Below are 19,313 nucleotides of genomic sequence, written 5' to 3'. Positions count from 1 at the left end.
GACCCGGCCCGATCGCCGCCCGAACGGCACCCGGGCGCCGCACGGTGCGCCCCGCCGCGATGGATGATGCCTCGGGTAGGATTCATCGGGAGAATCCGCGGCTGAGAGGACACGCACGCACATGGAGTCGAGCCGCTGGAAGCGCATCGTCATCACCCTGGCGCTGGGCCTCTTCGCGTTCGTCGGGCTCGGCGGCTGGGCGCTCGCCTCGCCCGTCGGCGCCGCCCCCGACGACGACTACCACCTCGCGAGCATCTGGTGCGCCTGGGGCGAGACCGAGAACGTGTGCGAGCCCGGCTCGGAGGCGCTCGTGCAGGAGGTGCCGAGCTGGCTCGTGCTCTCGGCGCACTGCTACGCCGCGAACGACGAGCAGAGCGCGGCCTGCGTACCCGAAGACGAAGACCTCATGGGCACCACCCGCACCAACGCGGGCGGCGGCTATCCGCCCGTCTTCTACTCGGTGATGCGCGTCTTCGTGACCGACAACATCGAGGGCTCCGTCATCGCGATGCGCCTCTTCAACGCGGCCGTGTTCGTCGGGCTCACCATCGCCGTGCTCGCCCTCATCAGGCCGGGGCGGCGCGGGCCGATCCTGTGGGCGTCGACCGTGGCCCTCGTGCCCGTCGGCGTCTTCTTCATCGCGAGCTCGAACCCGAGCAGCTGGGCCGTGCTCTCGGGCCTGCTCGTGTGGGTCGCGCTCACCGAATACCTGAGAACCGACCGGCTCGGCCCCCGCATCGGGCTCGGCGCGCTCGGCGCGCTCGCCGGCACCATGGGGGCCGGCGCCCGCAGCGACGCCGCCAGCTACGTCGCCTTCGCCGCCGTCATCGCCATGATCATGAGCTTCCGGCGCAGCCGCCAGTGGCTGGCGCTGTGCCTGCTGCCGCTCGGCCTCATCGCCGTCGGCGGCTACTCCGTGCTCACCTCCGGCCAGACCAGCTGGGCCGTTGTCGCCGGCGCCGAGGCGATCACCGCCCCGAGCTACGGCATCGGCGACCAGATCAAGCTGCTCATCTCGAACATCACCCAGCTGCCCTTCCTCTGGGCCGGCAACCTCGGCGCCTGGCGCCTCGGCTGGCTCGACACCCCGGTGCTGCCGAGCGTGATGGTCGTCATGATCGGCGTGTTCGTCGCCCTGCTCATGTGGGGCCTGCAGAAGCTCGGCTGGCGCAAGACCCTCTCGCTCGCACTGACGCTCGCAGCCCTCGTCGTGCTGCCGCTCTACGTGCTGCACGGCCAGCACGCCAACGTCGGCCTCGAAGTGCAGCCGCGCTACATCCTGCCGCTCATGCTCATCTTCATCGGACTCGCCACGAGCGGCTTCGACTCCGACAACCTCGGCCTCAACAAGATCCAGGCCTTCTTCGTGTTCTTCGGCGTCGGCGTCATGAACGCGCAGGCGATGCACACCAACATGCAGCGCTACCTCACGGGCGTCGACGAGGCCAACGGCAACCTCAACCAGGGCTACGAGTGGTGGTGGAGCACCGTACCCCTGCCGCCGCTGACCGTCTGGTTCGTCTCGAGCGCGGCGTTCGGGCTGTTCCTCTTCGGGCTCTACCTGCTGCTCTTCACGAAGCGCGGGCAGCGGCTCATCCCGGGCACGAGCTCCGCGGCGATGGTGCCGGCGCTCGCCGCAGCGCCGGCGGCCGAGCCGGCGATCGCGGGCGGGGCCGCCCCTATCACCGCACCCGATACGACCGCTCCTGAACCGGCCCCCGAAGCCGCAACGGAGACCGCCCCCGAGGCCGCCGAGGAGGACTCCGCGAAGCAGGTCGCCCCGTGAGCGCGCCCCGCATCTCGGTAGCGCTCGGCACCCACAACGGCGAGCGCTTCATCGGCGAGCAGATCGCCTCGATCCTCGCGCAGACGCGGCCGGTCGACGAGATCGTGCTCAGCGACGACGCCTCCCAGGATCGCACCGTCGCGATCGTCGAGGACGCTGTCGCGGCCCACCGCGACGTGCACGGCACCGCCCCCGAGCTCGTCGTGCTGCGCAACGACCCGCCGTTGCGCGTCACGAAGAACTTCGAGCAGGCACTGAGCACCGCGACCGGCGATCTCATCGCGCTCTGCGATCAGGACGACGTGTGGCATCCCGAACGCATCGAGCGTCTCGCCGCCCGCTTCGACGACCCCGCCACGCTCTACGTGTTCAGCAATGCGCGCCAGGTCGACGCGGCCGGCGCACCGCTCGGGCACGATCTCTTCACGGCGCTCGCGATGTCGGCCGAGGAGCGATCCCTGGTCGAAACCGGCCGCGTCTATCAGCAGCTGCTGCGCCGCAACCTCGCGACCGGCGCGACCGTCGTGCTGCGCCGCGAGGTCGTCGAGGCCGCTCTGCCCTTCCCGGATTCGTGGCTGCACGACGAATGGCTCGCCCTTGTCGCCTCGCTGCGCGATGGCGTGCGCATGCACGACGAGCAGCTCACCGACTACCGCCAGCACGACAGCAACGAGGTCGGCATGACGCGGCTCGGCGTGCGGCAGAAGGTGCGCATGTTCGCCGAGCCCCGCACCGATCGCAACCGTCGCCTCTACCTGCGCGCCGCGGCGCTCGCATCGCGCATCTCCGGGCTTCCCGGGGCGAGCCCCGAACGCATCGCCGAGGCGCAGGAGAAGTACCTCTTCGAGGAGGCGCGACAGGCGTACCCCGAAGCGCGAGCGCTGCGCATCGTGCCCGTGCTCAGGCAGCTGCGGCTCGGGCGCTATGGTCGTTACGGCACCGGCCTGAAGGATGCGGTGCGCAACATCTTGCAGCCCGTGTAGCGCGGGCTGCGCACGGGGAGGCCGCATGCGACAGGAGACGCCGCGACGAGAGCAGCGTGAAGCGCGCATCTCTGCGAAGACTGGAATCGTCGTGGGGTACCGCCATGCGCTGCGGCGCATCGGGCGCGGCGCCCTGCTGGTCGTGCTGGTGCAAGGCGCCGTGGCGCTTGTCGCGGTGCCGGCGCTGGCGTTCATGTTCTCCGAAGGGGTGCGATCCGCCGGCCTCAGGTCGCTCACCACCGACGACATCTCGAGCCTCGTCACGAGCCCCTGGGGCCTCGGTATCGTCATCGCATCGCTCGTGTGCGCGGTCATCGCGATCGTGCTGCAGATCATGGTCTTCCTCGTCGCGGCGAACCTGCGGCAGGCAGGCATCACCCCCGGGCTACGCAATATCACGCATGCGATTCTCTCGATCGCGAATCGGCTCCGTCGGCAGCCCGGCACGCTCATGCTCATCCCGTACATCGTGATCGTCGTGCCGCTCGCGCACATCGGTGTGAACTCGGCCCTGACTCGCTGGGTCGCCGTGCCCGCCTTCGTGAGCGACGAACTGCTGAAAGAGCCGCTGCACGCCGTGCTGTACACGGCGGTCATGCTCGGCATCGCCTACCTCAATCTGCGCCTCGCATTCGTGATGCCGGCGATCGTCACCACGCAGGTCGGCGTACTCGGCGCGTTCGCCGCGAGCTGGCGGTCGACCAGATGGCGCAGCGTGCAGGTGCTGCTGCTGTTCGCTGCGATCGTGCTGCCGCTCGTGGCGCTCACCGCGCTCATCGGGGGCGTCGCCCTGCTGCCGGTCTGGCTGACCGATAGCGTGCTGCCGGCCGCCTCGCCGGTGACCGCAGCGATCATGTTCGGACTCGCGCAGCTCCTCGTCTTCCTCGTCACCGGGCTGATGCTGTGGGTGCAGGCGCACCTGCTCATCGCCGCGTACCGCGGGCGCGCAGCACAGCGCTCGCCTGTCGCGCAGGAGCCCTCGCCCGAAGCGCTTCCCCGGACCGCGGAACCCGCGACGGCGGCAGCCGGCGCATACCCTGGCGCATCCCCGGCGAGCACACCTTCCGGTCGCACGCCGAACGGGCGACCGCTGCGGCTCGCGATCATCGTCGGCGGTCTCGCCGTGGTCGCCGCGCTCGCGGTGCACTCGTACGCGGTGATCGACGAACGCAGCACGGGCAAGACCACGATTCTCGCCCATCGCGGCTTCACCGAAGGCGGCGTCGAGAACACGGTCCCTGCGCTCGAAGCGGCGATCGATGCGCAGGCCGATGTCGTCGAGCTCGACGTGCAGCAGACCGCCGACGGCGAATGGGTGCTGATGCACGACCCCGACCTCAAACGGCTCGCCGGTCTCGATACGCGCATCGCGGACCTGGCCCAGGCCGATGCGACGCAGATCGAGGTGAAAGACGAGGCGGGCAACACTGCGACCATCCCCTCGCTCGAGGAATACCTGCAGCGGGCGAGCGACGGCGGGCAGACATTGCTCATCGAGGTCAAGGTGCACGGCGGTGAGACACCCGACTACCTCGACCGCCTCATCGCGACTGTCGACGGGCACGGTGGGCAGAACGATCACTACTTCCACACGCTGAGCGCGAAGGTCGTCGACGAGATGAAGCAGCAGTACCCCGACCGGGCGATCGGGTACATCGTGCCGCTGTCGTACGGCGGGGCGCCCGTCGAGTCGTCCGCCGACTTCCTCGTCGTCGAGCAGGCCGTCTACTCGCACGACGTGCTCAACACCGTGCATGCGAGCGGCAAAGAGCTCTACGTCTGGACGGTCGAGGATCCGCGCGATATGCGCTACCTCTTCCGCGACGGGGTCGACGGCATCATCTCGGATCGCCCCGACCTCGGCCTCGCCGAGCTCGAGCGGGTGCAAGCCGACGCCCGGGTGCTGCCCGTGCTGCTCGACGATCTGCGCGACCTCATCAAGCTGTAGCCCTGAGGTCGCGGTCGGGCCCGGTACGGGTGAGCACGTACTCCGGATCGGCTGTTCTCGCCATCGGGCTAACCTGAAGCCGGTGGCCGGTCAGTGCGCAACGCATCGGCGTGCACCTATCGCATCACTGCCGGCCGCTCAATACCCGGTCGCGCGGCTTTACCCCTGGTCGCACGGTCAACGTGCAGGTCTGCCTCGTAGCTCAGTCAGCGCCGGGCTGCGGGGCAGACCCCTCGCGTGCGGCTCAGCCCCAGCGCACGCCCCCGTCTTCGATGCAGAAGGCGGTGTCCTGATTCTCGGGCGCGAGGCAGGTCTCGTCCACGAGCTCGCGATCGCCGAGGGGATCGGCGAGTTCGACGGTTGCCGGGACCGCAGGGCTTCCCTGGCACGTGTATAGAGTACGATCGGAGCCTGATGCGAGTGGTTCGACGACGGCGCGGATCAGAATACGGCCGGTCTCGTACGTCACCTGGGGCGGCAGCGTCTTCCCCGTTACACCGCTCGAACACTCGGCGCGAGTGACCAAGATCTTGAACTCGGTGGTCTCCGGAGTCAGTTCTTGGCCTGATTGCAGCTCCCACGTCCCTGGCGAGCCCTTCGCGGCCGGAGTCGGCGTCGGGACCGAGCTCGGTGTCGCCGGTGATGCCGAGGTCGGCGACGCGGGCGGTCCCGACGCTTGGGATCCGTATGCGGTGAGAACCGTCAGCGCCGCACCGAGCAGCGCCACGACCGTGGGATTCGTCGACTGCGCATAGCCGCACCATAGCCGGTCGTGCAGCGTCAGCGGGGCATCGTTGGGAGAACGTTACGGCGGTTCCGTCGCCCGTCGCCCGACCGTATGCGATCGGCCGACGGTGCGGCCGATCCCTGGCGAGATCTCAGATCTACGGCCGAAACCGTATCGAAGGGCGATGCCAGCCGGCTTGAGTGCCGACGACGACTCTTCGCGGGCGGATAATCTGAAGTACCGGCCTTGTTGATTAAGGTTATGCTGTTTAAACTTAACTATCAATCGCGGTGGTGAAAGTTATTGGACGGAAAGATGAATGGGTTCGCGACTGCCGGGGTGTGGCCCCCGCACGGTGCGGAAGTTCTGCCCTGGCAGCAGAAAGCTCGCGGCGGTACGCGCGAGGACCGCATGCTGCGCAGCGTCGAGGTCAGCATCCCGCCCGTCATCGCTGAACTCGATTATCTCCCTTCGCTTCTGACGCAGGTCGAGAGCGAGCGCGCCTTGATCGCAGCGGCCCGAGCGGAAGCCGATGCGACAGCGGATGGGCACAGCGCAGCCCTGTCCCGTTTCATGATCCGCAGCGAGTCCGTCGCGTCGTCGAAGATCGAACGCATCAGCGCGAGCGCCGAGGACTTCGCGCGAGCGCTGGCAGGAAGTCGCGGCAACTCGAGTGCGACGAGCATGGTGGCTGCGAGCCGTGCGATGGTCGGGCTCATCGAAGAGGTCGGCGCGGCCGGGAGGTTCAGCTCGGACATGATTCTGGCCGCCCACCGCCACCTGATGGAGGACGACCCCTATGAAGCCGAGTACGCGGGTCGAGTGCGCGATATGCAGAACTGGGTCGGTGGCAGCGACCATTCGCCGCGGGGGGCGCTGCATGTCCCGCCCCGGCCTGAACGATTGGGCGAGCTGTTCGATGATCTGGTCGCTTATCTCAACCGCGATGATGTGCCGGTGATCGTACAAGCGGCGATCGCGCATGCGCAGTTCGAATCCATACACGCATTCACCGACGGCAATGGACGGATCGGTCGTGCACTGGTCAGCGCTTCGATGCGGCGCCGCGGAGTGACTGAGAACGTCATCGTTCCGCTCGCCAGCGGTTTGCTCGCTCGACGCGAAGACTATTTCGACGCACTCACTGCTTATCGTGTCGGCGACCCCGGCCCGATCATTCACCTGTTCTCAGTGTCGGCGCGAATAGCGGCGGAAGAAGCGCGGGGGGCGATCGCGCGCACGGCCGAGATACAGCAAGAATGGCGTTCCGAGTACCACCCGCGCGCGGGGTCGACCGGTAGTGCGCTGCTCGAAGCATTCATCGATCATCCGGTGATGTCGGCAGAGGCGATCGAGCAGGTAGTCGGCGCGTCTGACCCGGCTCGGAACGCGGCGATCTCCGCAATGGAAACCGTCGGGATTCTGCGTGAAATAACGGGCCGGAAACGTGACCGAGTGTGGGTCGCGTCAGAACTGCTCGCCGAACTCGACGAGCTCGACCGCCGCATTCGGAAGCGGATGGGCTCCGAAGCCGGATAGCTGCGTGGCAGGCGACGCGGCGACCGGCCCGCCTACTCGTCGTCGACGTCGAGCGACCCCGACAAGCGCCACACGGCGGCCGTGAGCTCGGGCACCTGCTCGGCGATCTCGCGCAGCAGTGCGAACTCCGCCCGGTCGGCATTGCGGCGGTGCTCCGCCGCGTCGGGCCCGGAGCCGCGGGCGGCGAGGCGGGTCATCGAGTACTCCGCCATACGACCGCGATCCTCGAGCATCTCGTCGCGCAGCGCGGTGACGACGAACTCGTCGACGCCCGGCACCTCGGCCACGGCCTCGGCGGGGTCGCGCCCATCGCGCATCATGTGCTCGAGAATGGTGTCGCGCTCGAGCTTCGCGAACATGCGCAGATGCTCGAGACGCTCCGAGGTGACGGCGATCATGAGTCGCGCGGCTTCCGGGCCCGGGCCGCCGGGGCCGCTGCGGCTGTCACGGCGTTCTCGCGAGGGATCGGCACCCGCCGCCACGGCTCGCGTCTGGGTTCGGCGTCGAGCGACGGCAGCTGGAAGTCGACCCGTGATTTCACGGCGAGCAGCACGAGCAGCATCCAGCCGCCCTCGATGAGGATGCGGCTCTCGGTGAGCGACTGCACGACCAGCGCGATCATCACGAGCCACGGCCACAGGGCGCTCGTCGCGTACGGCAGGGGCGGGCCGTAGCCACGGCGGGGCGGGTCGACGGCGCGGAACCAGGTGCGCCACAGCGTGAGCACCACGAGCGGGGCGAACGCGAGCACGCCGATGATGCCGAGTTGCAGCCAGACGTCGATCCACGCATTGTGGGCGCTCATCACCTGGATGCCGCCCTTCGTGTCGAGCGACTTGAACGGTTCGACCCAGGGCGCCCAGTAGCTCACCCAGCCCCAGCCGAACCAGGGGCGCTGGTCGGCGAGCTCGGCGACCTTCTGCCAGGTCTCGAGGCGGCCGGTGAGGGTGCCGCTCTTGCCGAGCAGCCCGAAGGTGAACTCGCGGGCGAAGAGCGCGGCGGCCGCGACGCCCGCCGCGAGCACCGCCGAGACGATGTAGAGCGGCACGCGCCGCTCGGGCCCGAGCCGGCGCCCCCAGAGCGCGATCGCGAGGCCGGCGATGACGGCGACGAGCGCGACCGTCACGGTCGCTCCGCGGGTGAGCGCCAGCGTGAGCACCGACAGCGCGACCCAGAACCAGCCGTTCAGCCGGCTCACGAGGCCCGCGCGCAGCTGGATGCCGAAGACGATGAGGCCGAGCAGACCGATGAAGCCGAAGAGCACGGAGCTCGCCACGACGCCCTGGATCGGGCCGCCCGCGAAGAGCAGGTCGCGGCTCCAGAAGAGCAGCATCGGCGTCTTCTCGGACCCCGCGGGCTCCGCCATCCACCACGGCAGCAGCGGGTGCTGCACGACGAGCGCGACCCACAGCTCGAGCACGAACGAGAGGCCGATGAGGTAGCGCAGCGCCGTGCCGAGGGTGCGCAGCACCTCGTGCCAGGTCAGTACGAAGGCGAGCACCACCGCGATGAGCGTGGTGGCGAGCTGCGCGATGACGCCGAGCACGCTCTCGAAGCGGTACTGCGACCAGAAGACCGAGAGCACCGCCAGCCCGAGAAACCAGAACAGCGGCGACGGCAGGCGGTACCAGCGAAACTTCTCGGGCTTCACATGGATGAATAGGACGACCGCGCCGCCGGTGATGGCGAGGGAGAGGATCAGGAACGCGGGCCAGCCGAAGAGATTGCGCACGCCATTGCTGCCGAGAGTGAAGATGAAGACACAGATCGCATACGCACTAATGCCCAATCGGGTCTTGCTCTCCGCCATAGTCGGTATGGTAGAGCATCGCGCATGCTGACGAAGTGGAGACCATGCTCATCTTCATCAAGAACACCCCGCGCACCTACGCGTGGGGTTCGCGCAACGCGATTCCCGAACTGCTCGGCGAGCAGCCGACGGGAGAACCGCAGGCCGAGCTCTGGCTCGGCACGCATCCCGGCAGTCCCGCGAGTGTCGCGAAGGCGACGCACGACCCGCACACCCTCATCGACCTGGTCGACAGCGACCCCGAGCTGTACGGCGTGCGCGGCGGGCCGCTCCCCTTCCTGCTGAAAGTGCTCGCGATCGAGGCGCCGCTGTCGCTGCAGGTGCACCCCGACATCGAGCAGGCGCGCGAGGGTTTCGCGCGCGAAGAAGCGGCAGGGGTGCCGCGCGATGCCAGCGGTCGCAACTACGGCGATCCGAACCACAAGCCCGAGCTGCTCGTCGCCCTCACTCCGCTCAGCGCGCTCAGCGGCTTCCGCCCGATCTCGGAGGTGCGCGACGACCTGCGCGGCCTCGAATACCGTGCGAGGGCGCTCGGCGATGAGGCGGGTGCGGCCGGGCTGGCGCACGCGGTGTCGCTGCTGCACGGGGTCGGCGCGGAGGCGGCGCGGGACGCCTGCATGGACTGGGCGTTCGGCGACGACCCGCGGGTGCAGGCGGCGCTCGCCGCGATCGAAGCCGTCGTCGGCGCCGACGCGGCGGGCGACGGGGAGGCCGACGGTCAGGAGCGCGCGCACGAGGCCCCAGCGCCCGGCGCCGAGCGGCTCGACGCGCTGCGATCCCTGGCATGCACCTACCCGGGCGACCCGGCCCTCATCATCTCGCTGCTGCTGCACCTCGTGCTGCTGCAGCCCGGCGAGGCCGTCTACCTCGGTGCGCGGCAGCTGCACGCATACCTCGGCGGCGTCGGCGTCGAAGTAATGGCGGCATCCGACAACGTGCTGCGCGCCGGCTTCACCGGGAAGCACGTCGACATCGCCGAACTGCGCCGCATCCTCGACCTCGGCGAACTCGTCGAGCCCCGGTTCTCGGGCACGGCCGTCGCCCGAGGGGTATGCGCCTGGCAGCCCGCCATCCCCGACTTCCGGCTCGTGCGCGCGCGCCTCTTCGACATCGAGGCGACCCGGCCCGGCCGCACCCTGCCGGGCAGCGCGGAGGAGGTGGTGCTCGACGCGGAGTACCCGCTCGTGCTCATCGCGACGTCGGGGCGCGTGCGCGTCGAACGGCTCGAGGCGGAATTCGCCGAAGTCGCGAGCGTGCGGCGCGGCCAGTCGTTGTATATATCGGCGGGCTCCTCGATCAGACTCACTGGCGAGGGCGAGGTCTTCCTCGCGACCGTCGGCATCGTCGCGGAGTAGGGTATCGCAGCGACTCGTCGGACGGTCGTAATGCAGGGCTTCGTCGGCCGGCTCACCGGACGACCGGTCGGGCTATTCGCCCCTCGCAAATGGGAGGCGCAGAACATTTCAGACACGCCAGCGTGTCATGGAACCTCAAGCACCCATTGAGGGTTTACACTCAGCCGGCTTGACTTGAACGAATGACAACGGTGTAATTGTCTGAGACATCGCGCAGTTGCCGTTGTTTTTCGCTCGAGAGGAGAACAGAGAACGTGGAACACCCGTCACCCTCCTCGATGCCGAGTGCAGTGCCGAGCAACTGGTTCGTCGATCCCGTCAATCTGGGCATGCCCGCGATGCGGCCCGAAGACGAGGCCCTCTCATGGCAGGGCGATGCGCTCTGCGCCCAGACCGACCCCGAAGCCTTCTTCCCCGAGAAAGGCGGCTCGACCCGCGAAGCGAAGCGCATCTGCGAAAGCTGCGAAGTGCGTTCGCAGTGCCTCGAGTACGCGCTCGAGAACGATGAGCGCTTCGGTATCTGGGGCGGGCTCTCCGAGCGCGAGCGCCGCAAGCTGCGCCGCGAAGCCGGCTGACCACGCGGTCGGGCCCCGGCTGTGCAGGAAGCCGTAAGGTGAGCCTCGCCGGAACTCGCAGCGCGCTTCCCGTCGGCTGCTTCCTGAAGTCGTCACAGCGGCTACGCGCGTCGAACCTGCTGAGTCGGTCCCGCCCAATGGTGAGGCCGGGCGCCTTCGGACGTGGCGGTGGGGGAACCGTCAACTGGGGGAGGAAGGGGCCCGGCCAGACGGGCCGTCCGCTGCAGGGGGAGCAGCGTCGGAGTCGACCCGTTCACCTGTGCGCGATCTCTACTGATGAAGAATCGTGCTGGTGGATTCCATCTGTGGGGAATCTCATCCATCATCCGCTGATCCGTACGTCCGCATTCCTTTCGCGGCCAGTTTTAGTGCTGTGCATCATTCGCCTCCGGGAGCGGTCATTCGTATCCGCTGAGCAGACGCCCCTCGCGCGCGATGCGGAGTGCATCGTCGAAGCTGTGGGCACCGAGTTTCCGGTATGCAGTGGTCAGCTGGTTACGGACGGTGTGACGGCTCAGGAACAACGACTCGGCAGCCCGGGGAGTGCTGCCGTGCCGGGCCACTGCGGCCAATGCACGCATCTCCGCTTCTGAGAGGGGCGTACGTTGAGCCGCGGACCCGGCAGCGCCGTCCGAGGGGTCGAGCAGCGGCTGATACACCGTGAGCTGCGCGAGTGCTTCGGAAGTAAGCGTTCGGTACGGCAGCGCCAGTTCGTTCGACGAAGCCCGACGATAGGCGAGTTTCGTCGCGTTGCCGGCGAGGTCCGCGTCACCGTCGAGATGCGCGAGATGCGCCTGCAGGAGGAGCAGCTCGACATGCCGACGCGGGTGGTGGAGGTATCCGGGGAGGCTCAGCAGCCGGCTCACGAGCGCTCGGCTCCGATTGCGTTCATTCCGCCCGATGAGCGCGTACAGGTCGGCCAAGCTGGAGGCGCGTCGTGCAGGACTGAGCTGCCCATGCTTTCCGGAGATGTACTCGAGTCGTCCGCGGAGTCCGTCGAGCTCGGCCTGCAGCGACGGAGCAGCCGGAAAGCGGGAACTCCGAAATTCGAGCTCCTGATTCAGATAGTCGAGGGCGGTGGAAGCGTCGTGGTGCCGTTCCTCCAGCAATGCGCTGATCATCACGAGGTACGGCCAGTACTCGATCTTCAGCCAATGCCGACGCATCTCGCGCATCTGATGTTCCGCTGAGTCGGTGTCGTCGCTTTCCAAAGAGCAGAGCGCTGTGGCGATGCGGAAACCCGAACCCGCATACGATGTCCTCCAGCCCACCGGCAATATCAGCGAGTCAGCGAGTTCGAGGTGTCGTCGAGAGTCGGGGATCTGACCGCGCACTGCGAGTATCAGAGCTTGCAGGGAGATGCGATGCGCCTGCTCGATCGGCCGGGAGCGGCTCTCGAACGCCTGCATCTGACCGAGGGCATCCTCTGCGTCGGCGAAATGGTGCCCATGCAAGTAGGTGATCGCCTGCTGCAGATAGATGTTCGGAATCTTCGTGCTGATCAGTTCGGATTCTTGCTCGCTGAGGTCGGAGAGCGACTGCGAGGTGCGTTTCGCGGCTGCCCGCCCGAGCGCTTCGTCGCCGCAGAGACGTGCGGCGATCATGCGGAGCATGGCGGTGTACAGGCCGGGCAGGCCGGGACGTCTCGAAGCTTCGGCGAGCCACGGGCCCGAGAGCATACGCAACTCCTGCAGGATCTCTTCGAACTGCCCGTCGGGATATGCGTAGGCCTGAAACGCCGCGTAGGCGTAGATCACAGGATATTTCTTGCGCACCTCGAGCGGGATGCGTCGGAGCAGCATGCTCCGCGGATGGTCCTCCGGTTCTCCGACGAGATCGGATATCGGCCCTGTCAAGAGCAGTTCGCTGAGTGCGTCCCATGCCTCGCCGCGAATCGCCGCGCGAAGCGCCTCGAGACGATCGAAAGGGGCGAGGGCGAGGGCGGCTCGACGGTAGCGGCTGCGGAGGTCGTCCGGAGGAGTCCGAGCCTCGACGTCGCGGAGAAGTTCTCGCCGTACGGCTTCAGGAAAACGGTACCAGCGAACCCCCTGCGCATCCATGCGGTAGGTCAGATAGGGGAATGCCGCGGATGACAAAGCCTGTGCGATCGACTCCTCCGGCTGGTTGAGCATACGTGCAAGCACACTGGTCGGCGCCGCGATGACGAGCGCGAGCGCGCCGACGACCGATCGAACATGGTCGTCCCATGTCGCAACTGAACGAGTGATGAAACTGCGGATCCATTCGCTTCCCCGCTCGAGGGCATCCGGGGTCGACCCTGCCCGCCATTCCTCGATGTAGGCGTGCGCAGCCAGCGGCCAGCCTTTCGTGGCGTGATAGACCTGCGCCGATGAGAGCGGTGTGCGGTCGGGGCTATCGGCCTGCGTGCGGACCGAGATCAGGGCGGCGATCTCATCCTCGGTGAATGCGAGATCATCGCTGGTCAGATGCAGAACCGGAACCCGTACTCGAGCGTCGATACCTGAGAGCCCCGGCAACTCGACCTGTGTCGTTACCACCGCCTTCCAGTGCGTGAACGTCTCGAGGAACGAGATGAGGCTGTTGCCGACCTCGTCGTCGTAGACGAGATGCAGCTCATCGAGGACGAGGCAGTGGTCGCCTGCCGCGGCGCCGAGCTCGTTCCGGATGCTTCGGAAGTCTGCCGGTGCTGCTTCCCAGGCGAGGGGGGCGTCGATCGCGGGTGCAGCATCCTGCGCTTCGTCGCCGCGAAATGCGCAATGCACTCTGGACCAGAACGACTGAGCTCCCGTCTCGCCGGCTTCGAACTCGAGCCAGATCGATGAATCGCCGCTATCGATACTTCGCCGGGCGACCGCCGAGGCGAGGGCGGTCTTGCCCGTGCCGAGCCCGCCCTCCAGGACGAGAAGCGCGGGTGACGTGCGCTCGACGCGATGCAGGATCGCCCCTCTGTCGAGCATGTCGAAACGATGTCGAGGTACCCCAAAAGTGCTCAACAGAGTTCACCGTCCTCCCCCTGAACAGATCATCAGCACGACCGGTTCCCCCCTGACCGACCGATATTAGTTGACAACCCTGCTCTACTTAGCAATGTGTGGCGCAATTGATCTCGTGTACCAATGCATTTCTTGGGTTCGAACTATGGCATTGGAAACTCAGATCTCAGTGAACCATCCGCGAAACCACTAGTGCTCTGCACTATTTCGCCGCACCGAGAGCCCCGATTCGACGGACGCTATCTAGATTTGCACCGATGCCGGCCTGCGGTTCTATTCGCAGAAACGGCCCATGAATTCTGGCGCCGCGTTCGAGCGACCCGGAGGAAAGGTGCACTGTGGTGAGAGCCAGAACAGTATTCTCGAGAGTCGCCGCAGTCGCGATCGCGTCGACGCTGGTTGTCGGGGCATTTCCATGGGTGGACACGTCGCAGGCGCGTGCACAGTCGGAGGCTCCCGAAGGCATCACGGAGGTCGCGGAAAGTCCGGCTTCCCCCGACGCGGATACGCCCGCCGAGGGCGAGCAGACCCTCGAGGGCGGGGCGTCGAACACCGAGTCTCCCGATGAATCTCCCGAGGGACAGGACGAACCGGACGGCAGCAGCGAAGGAGCAGCGCTGCCGGACGGCAGCGAAGGTGCCGTCGAGTCGGCGCCGGAACCGCTCGGCCCGTCGGCACAGGAGCTCTCGGCGCCGACAGCCATCGAGCCTCTGGCGCTCGGTACCGTCACGGCTCCTCCCGCGGGGGCGCACTTCACTCGAACGACACCCGGTGAGTTCTCGACGGTCGTGCCCGAGACGATACCCGGGTACACGGGTCAGGTGTGCGCGGTCACGATCACGACCCTCGCGGGCGCGGGGGGCAACGTGAACGATACGACCAATGCGGGCGCGGGAAACTACAAGAACGGATCGGGCGCAGCTGCGACCGCGACCTATCCCGTGCGGCCGGGCATGCCGGTCACTGGGCACGTCGGGCAGGGCGGCCGATATCTCGGACAGGCCTACACTGACGCGGCCTTCGCCACAGACATCGCCGGCTTCTCGACGATGAATATCAACAACAATCAAAACACGCAGAACTCCTCGCGTGCGCGCGCTGCAGGCGGTGCCCCGGACGGTGGCTTCGGCGGCAGCATGCCCGGAGCCTGGTGGGGCAACATCCGCCACGTCGGTGCCGGCGGCGGCGGCTCCTCGCTCGTGAGTATCGCCGGGGAGGAACTCGTCATGGTCGGCGGTGGCGGCGGCAACGGCGGCGGGCACTCGACGCTCATCGGTATCGGCGGAGACGGCGGCCAGCCGACCGGGCCCGGAGTCACCCCGGGGCTCGACGGTTCGAATGGTGCGGACAGCCAGTGGTACCAGAGCCACACCAACTACAGCAACGTCGGAAACATCAATGAGAATCTGGCGAACTCCGGACAAGGGAACCGGATCATCTACTGGACCAACCCGTACATCGAGCCGAACCCGGGCTTCGTTCCCGGCGGCGGGCAAGGCGGCCAGGCCGCCGGTCCGGGCATCGGCGGCTTGCATCGCATCGACGGAAACTCCGACGTCGTGATTCCGACCAACGGATGGACCACCTATCCGACGAACAGCCAGTATCTGCGCAACCAGCGCAACTCGCTGCTCCATGGCTTCGATGCCGTGGGCAGAATCGGGGGCAACGGTGGCGACGACCAGATCTTCTTCCGCGGTTCGGACCCGCAAGGGCTGCGCCGCACCACCGGCAACCCCGACTCCGGCGGCGGTGGGGGCGGTGGATACTTCGGCGGCGGCGGCGGTGCGTCGACGGTCAGCTACGGGCTGAGCATCAGCGCGAACCGCGGAGTCACCGGCGCCGGCGGCGGCGGCGGGGCGAGCTTTGTCTCACCCGGCGGCATCCAGACCGGCAACGGCATGATCGGCGCGGTCCGCGGCATCGATTCCGGCCTCGGCCCGAAGGCGCTCAGCGAGCGCAACGGCGCAGACGGCTTCGTGGCGCTGCAGTACTCGACCGATTGCGGCAGCGCGTGGAAGACCGTCGATCTGGCGCCCATGAGCCCGAGCATCGTGAACGAGAGCGGAGAGTTCGCTGAGCCGGGCCAAACGGTGAAGTACACGCTGCATTTCCGTGCCTCGAGCACGGGCGACTACGCAGTCGATCAACTCGACCACCTGGCGGGGGTGCTCGATGACGCCGAATGGCTCGGCAACTTCCGCTACGGCGACAGCGAGACGGTGCCTGCCGGGCAGACCGGGCCGTATGTTCCAGGGGTGCAAGCGAACTTCGATGCGACCGCGCAGACCATCCGGGTCACTGGCATGGTGCCGTCGAACCAGATCCGCACGGTGTCCTTCGAAGTGCGGGTGAAGGCGAACTTCCCCGACCGTCTGGCGGACTCCTCGGGCGACTACGTGCTGCAGAACTTCCTCGGCGAGAGCGGAACAACTCCTCCCGAGGAATGCGAACCGGACGATCCGAACTGCACCGAGAACCCGATTCTCGGCTCGGCGGTCTGGGAGAAGATCGACGGCGACGGCGAGCGACTCGCCGGCTCGAAGTGGCGGGTCAACGGCCCTGCGGGCGACGGTTCGCAGGGGCTGGACATCAGCGACTGCATTGCCGCCTCCGCAGCCGACTGCAGCGGTCCCGACAAGGATCCGCGATCCGGTCGCTTCGAAGTCGTGAATCTCGTGTGGGGCGACTACGTGCTCGTCGAGACGGAGGCGCCCGCCGGGTACCTGCTGGATGCCACGGAGCACCCCTTCAGCATCGGCAGTAGCGGCGCGCTCGGGGTCGCCGTCGACCTCGGCTCATACGAGAACGCACCGAGACCACCGCTCCAGATCCCGCTCACCGGCGGGATGGGCGCGGACGGCTTCCTGATCGGCGGCGGCGCCCTGCTCGGCCTCCTCTGCGCATTCGCCCTCTTCCGTGCACGGCGAGCACGCTCGCTCATCTCGGCGGCGTCCGAACTCTGACGCCGGCGGACTGGATCACAGACCTCCAACTGTGTTGTGAAAACGAAAGGAACAACATGACCACCTCAACCACTCGACGGTCGTACCGTCTGGCGGCTGCCGTCGGAGCCCTGGCAATCGGTGCCATCGGCCTCTTCGGCGCCACTGCGGCCCAGGCCGCGCCCGGCAATATCGACACGACCACGCCGGGCTCCGTCACTATCCACAAGCACCTCGAGAACAGCTCGGCCCCGGCCGCACCCGACGGTTCGGGTTCGGTCAGCGGCGCGGCCGTCGCAGGCGTCGAGTTCGAGATCTACGAGCTGAACTACAATGGCCAGCCCATCGACCTCACCCAGTTCGACGACTGGGAGGGGCTCGCCGACGTGCAGCTCACCGCCGCCTGCGACGTCGCCCAGCCGAGTGACTACTCGCTCGGGGCACTGGCGACGACCGTCACGACGGCGGCCGACGGAAGCGCCGTCTACGACACCGGAGTCGTGCGCAAGGCGTACGTCGTGTGCGAGTCCGACACCTCCGGCGCGACCGTCGCGGGCGATCCCGTGAACATCGTCAAGAAGGCGGCGCCGTTCGTCGTGTCGGTGCCCATGCCGTACGAGGACGAATGGCTGTACGCAGTCCATGCATACCCGAAGAACACCGTCGCAGGCATCACCAAGACGATCGACAGCCAGCCCGCCGACGGTCTGGGCCTCGGTTCGGAAATCACCTTCCCGGTGACCACCGATATCCCGAAACTGGCGGAGGGCGACGAGCTCACCGGCTACATCGTGCGGGACCGTCTCGACGACCGGCTGTCGCCGGTGTCGGTGAAGTCGGTGACCGTCGACGGCGACGATGTCGACGCATCCTTCTACGACATCAAGGTCAACGCGACTGACGCTCAGGATATCCGCGTGGTGTTCAACCAGGCGGGCCTCGACTGGCTCGAGACCCAGGGCGGCAAGCAGGTCGTCACCGTGTTCGCCGGTACGGTCATCGAGCTCGGCGATGGCATTATTCCCAACGAGGCGACCCTCTTCGTGAACGACCCGGAGGCCGATAGCGACACGACCCCGAACCCGGGCATCCCCTCGAACGAGGTCGAGAGCCACTGGGGCGACGTGATCATCCAGAAATCCGACGCAGCGAACGATAAGAACCTTTCGGGCGCGACCTTCCAGGTCTACTCGGCAGACCCCGCCTATGTCGCCGAAGGTACCCCGTGCACTTCGAAGGTGACCACCGGTGCCGCCATCTCGGTGAACGGCGAGGACAGCTTCACCACTGGCACTGACGGCAAGGTCATCATCGACGGTCTGTTCGTCAGCGACTCCGAGAACGAGCCGAAGGGCGCGACTCAGCGCTGCTACGTCATCGTCGAGACCGCGGCGCCCGCCGGCTACACGCTGCCGACCGGAGACGCCGCGAAGACAGCGGTGACCGTGAAGACCGGTCAGACCACCCCGACGGCCTTCGACGTCGACGTGCCGAACACCAAGCAGGACGTGCCCGAGCTGCCCCTCACCGGCGCAGCGGGCCAGACCCTGATGGTTCTCGGCGGTGCAGCCTTGATCGCGATCGCGACCGGCCTCGTGCTGGCCCGTCGTCGCCGCGCAGCACAGCTGTAACCCGCGCACGGTTCGGCCGTGGCGGCGAACGAGCAGGAGCTCCTCGTCGCCACGGCCTCCTGCGTGCTCGCGAAATGCTGAGAGGGGCGTCTGAATGACTGGAACACGCGCTGACACCGCGACTGCGGAAACAGCCCCTGGCGCGGCTGACACCCGTGCGTGGAAGCCGGGCCTGCTGACGTGGCTCATCGCGGCCCTCATCATCGGCGGGTCGGGTGTCCTGCTGTATCCGAGTACTGCGGCCTGGCTCACATCCGTCAACCAGTCCCGCATCATCGACAGCATCGGAGCGCTGGTCGACGACGCGAATCCCGGCGCCGAGGAGCAGCTGCAGCAGGCGCGTGCATACAATGCGGCTCTCACCGCGGGCGTCGAACTGCGCGCGAATGCCAACGTACCTGCGGGCTCCGGCTCACTCGGCGACGACCGCTTCGACTACCGGAGCATTCTCACTGCAAACCCGAGCGGACTCATGGCTCGGATCAAGATCCCGAATATCGGAGTGGACCTGCCGATCTACCATGGAACGAGCGACGAGACACTCCTCCGGGGCGCCGGGCACCTCGAAGGTTCGCATCTACCGGTCGGCGGCCCCAGCACTCATGCGGTGATCACCGCTCACCGTGGACTGGCAAACGCAACCATGTTCACGAATCTCGATCGTGTGGAGGTCGGCGACACATTCACGATTGAAACGTTCGGCGAAGTGCTGACTTACCGAGTGCGGGAGACGAAAGTCGTCCAGCCGGAGGATACCGACTCGTTGCGTGCAGAATCCGATCGTGATCTCGTCACCCTCATCACGTGCACGCCGCTTGGCATCAACTCGCATCGCATTCTCGTGACCGGGGAGAGGATCACCCCTACGCCGCAGCAGGACCTCGACGCAGCGGGCGCCGCATCCGAGATTCCGGGCTTCCCCTGGTGGGCGCTCGGCTTCGCCGCCTCTGTGACCGCTGCGGCCGGGTACGTCTGGAGGGGCGGAGTGAGTGACGCGCGAGTGCGTCGCGCCGCGAGCTAAGGAAGCTGCGGCGCGGTG

14 protein-coding genes are annotated in these 19,313 nt (G+C 67.3%); 10 read left to right on the top strand and 4 right to left on the bottom strand.

The genetic code is table 11. The features are described from left to right. Window positions 1-121 precede the first annotated feature (121 nt). Genes NHL51_RS03350 through NHL51_RS03340 form a run of 3 tightly spaced genes read left to right on the top strand, consistent with a single transcriptional unit; the run spans window position 122 to window position 4,717 of the window. A complete protein-coding gene (locus NHL51_RS03350; protein WP_434141759.1) occupies window positions 122-1,786 on the top strand; it encodes a DUF2142 domain-containing protein in 1,665 nt (554 codons plus the stop codon). Then, window positions 1,783-2,769, top strand: coding sequence for a glycosyltransferase family 2 protein (locus NHL51_RS03345; RefSeq protein ID WP_434141758.1), 987 nt, complete (start codon window positions 1,783-1,785; stop codon window positions 2,767-2,769). Before NHL51_RS03350 ends, NHL51_RS03345 begins: the two co-directional genes overlap by 4 nt. Window positions 2,770-2,794: 25 nt before the next feature. Further along, entirely contained in the window at window positions 2,795-4,717 is a 1,923-nt protein-coding gene (locus NHL51_RS03340; protein WP_434141757.1) for a glycerophosphoryl diester phosphodiesterase membrane domain-containing protein, read from the top strand. 244 nt (window positions 4,718-4,961) lie between these two features. On the opposite strand, the gene NHL51_RS03335 is transcribed toward NHL51_RS03340, so the two are convergent. Beyond that, a complete protein-coding gene (locus NHL51_RS03335; protein WP_434141756.1) occupies window positions 4,962-5,186 on the bottom strand; it encodes a hypothetical protein in 225 nt (74 codons plus the stop codon). Window positions 5,187-5,235: 49 nt separating this feature from the next. On the opposite strand from NHL51_RS03335, the gene NHL51_RS03330 reads away from it, so the two are divergent. Further along, complete coding sequence (locus NHL51_RS03330) at window positions 5,236-5,472, top strand: hypothetical protein (RefSeq protein WP_434141755.1); 237 nt, start codon at window positions 5,236-5,238, stop codon at window positions 5,470-5,472. Window positions 5,473-5,855: 383 nt separating this feature from the next. After that, window positions 5,856-6,983, top strand: coding sequence for a Fic family protein (locus NHL51_RS03325; protein ID WP_434141754.1), 1,128 nt, complete (start codon window positions 5,856-5,858; stop codon window positions 6,981-6,983). Window positions 6,984-7,015: 32 nt separating this feature from the next. On the opposite strand, the gene NHL51_RS03320 is transcribed toward NHL51_RS03325, so the two are convergent. Both NHL51_RS03320 and NHL51_RS03315 read right to left on the bottom strand, forming a co-directional pair. After that, complete coding sequence (locus tag NHL51_RS03320; protein WP_434141753.1) at window positions 7,016-7,381, bottom strand: hypothetical protein; 366 nt, start codon at window positions 7,379-7,381, stop codon at window positions 7,016-7,018. Then, window positions 7,378-8,793, bottom strand: a complete 1,416-nt coding sequence (locus tag NHL51_RS03315; protein ID WP_434141752.1) for an O-antigen ligase family protein — start codon at window positions 8,791-8,793, stop codon at window positions 7,378-7,380. Before NHL51_RS03315 ends, NHL51_RS03320 begins: the two co-directional genes overlap by 4 nt. Before the next feature lie 44 nt (window positions 8,794-8,837). Between NHL51_RS03315 and manA the strand changes: the two genes are divergently transcribed. Together manA and NHL51_RS03305 are read left to right on the top strand one after the other, a co-directional pair. Continuing rightward, window positions 8,838-10,148, top strand: a complete 1,311-nt coding sequence (manA, locus tag NHL51_RS03310) for a mannose-6-phosphate isomerase, class I (protein ID WP_434142182.1) — start codon at window positions 8,838-8,840, stop codon at window positions 10,146-10,148. A gap of 278 nt (window positions 10,149-10,426) precedes the next feature. Beyond that, the gene (locus NHL51_RS03305; RefSeq protein ID WP_434142181.1) at window positions 10,427-10,723 is read left to right on the top strand and encodes a WhiB family transcriptional regulator; all 297 of its coding nucleotides are present in this window, start codon (window positions 10,427-10,429) and stop codon (window positions 10,721-10,723) included. A 398-nt stretch (window positions 10,724-11,121) separates the two neighbouring features. On the opposite strand, the gene NHL51_RS03300 is transcribed toward NHL51_RS03305, so the two are convergent. After that, a complete protein-coding gene (locus tag NHL51_RS03300; protein WP_434141751.1) occupies window positions 11,122-13,242 on the bottom strand; it encodes a response regulator transcription factor in 2,121 nt (706 codons plus the stop codon). 875 nt (window positions 13,243-14,117) lie between these two features. Here NHL51_RS03300 and NHL51_RS03295 point away from each other — a divergent pair. The 3 genes from NHL51_RS03295 (at window position 14,118) to NHL51_RS03285 (ending at window position 19,295) form a co-directional block, all read left to right on the top strand. After that, a complete protein-coding gene (locus NHL51_RS03295) occupies window positions 14,118-16,664 on the top strand; it encodes a SpaA isopeptide-forming pilin-related protein (protein WP_434141750.1) in 2,547 nt (848 codons plus the stop codon). Between the two features lie 56 nt (window positions 16,665-16,720). After that, the gene (locus NHL51_RS03290) at window positions 16,721-18,274 is read left to right on the top strand and encodes a SpaH/EbpB family LPXTG-anchored major pilin (RefSeq protein ID WP_434141749.1); all 1,554 of its coding nucleotides are present in this window, start codon (window positions 16,721-16,723) and stop codon (window positions 18,272-18,274) included. 94 nt (window positions 18,275-18,368) lie between these two features. Beyond that, window positions 18,369-19,295, top strand: coding sequence for a class C sortase (locus NHL51_RS03285; protein ID WP_434141748.1), 927 nt, complete (start codon window positions 18,369-18,371; stop codon window positions 19,293-19,295). Window positions 19,296-19,313: the final 18 nt, after the last annotated feature.

The sequence above is a fragment of the Leucobacter sp. gxy201 genome (assembly GCF_051043335.1).
Taxonomy (GTDB): Bacteria; Actinomycetota; Actinomycetes; order Actinomycetales; family Microbacteriaceae; genus Leucobacter.
This window is presented reverse-complemented; position numbering and strand designations above follow the sequence as displayed.

Bases quoted from the DNA above. Each gene is read 5' to 3' on its own strand.
- NHL51_RS03350 (WP_434141759.1), top strand. From the start codon at position 122: ATGGAGTCGAGCCGCTGGAAGCGCATCGTCATCACCCTGGCGCTGGGC.
- NHL51_RS03340 (WP_434141757.1), top strand. From the start codon at position 2,795: ATGCGACAGGAGACGCCGCGACGAGAGCAGCGTGAAGCGCGCATCTCT.
- NHL51_RS03325 (WP_434141754.1), top strand. From the start codon at position 5,856: ATGCTGCGCAGCGTCGAGGTCAGCATCCCGCCCGTCATCGCTGAACTC.
- NHL51_RS03320 (WP_434141753.1), bottom strand. From the start codon at position 7,381: ATGATCGCCGTCACCTCGGAGCGTCTCGAGCATCTGCGCATGTTCGCG.
- NHL51_RS03315 (WP_434141752.1), bottom strand. From the start codon at position 8,793: ATGGCGGAGAGCAAGACCCGATTGGGCATTAGTGCGTATGCGATCTGT.
- manA (WP_434142182.1), top strand. From the start codon at position 8,838: ATGCTCATCTTCATCAAGAACACCCCGCGCACCTACGCGTGGGGTTCG.
- NHL51_RS03305 (WP_434142181.1), top strand. From the start codon at position 10,427: ATGCCGAGTGCAGTGCCGAGCAACTGGTTCGTCGATCCCGTCAATCTG.
- NHL51_RS03290 (WP_434141749.1), top strand. From the start codon at position 16,721: ATGACCACCTCAACCACTCGACGGTCGTACCGTCTGGCGGCTGCCGTC.
- NHL51_RS03285 (WP_434141748.1), top strand. From the start codon at position 18,369: ATGACTGGAACACGCGCTGACACCGCGACTGCGGAAACAGCCCCTGGC.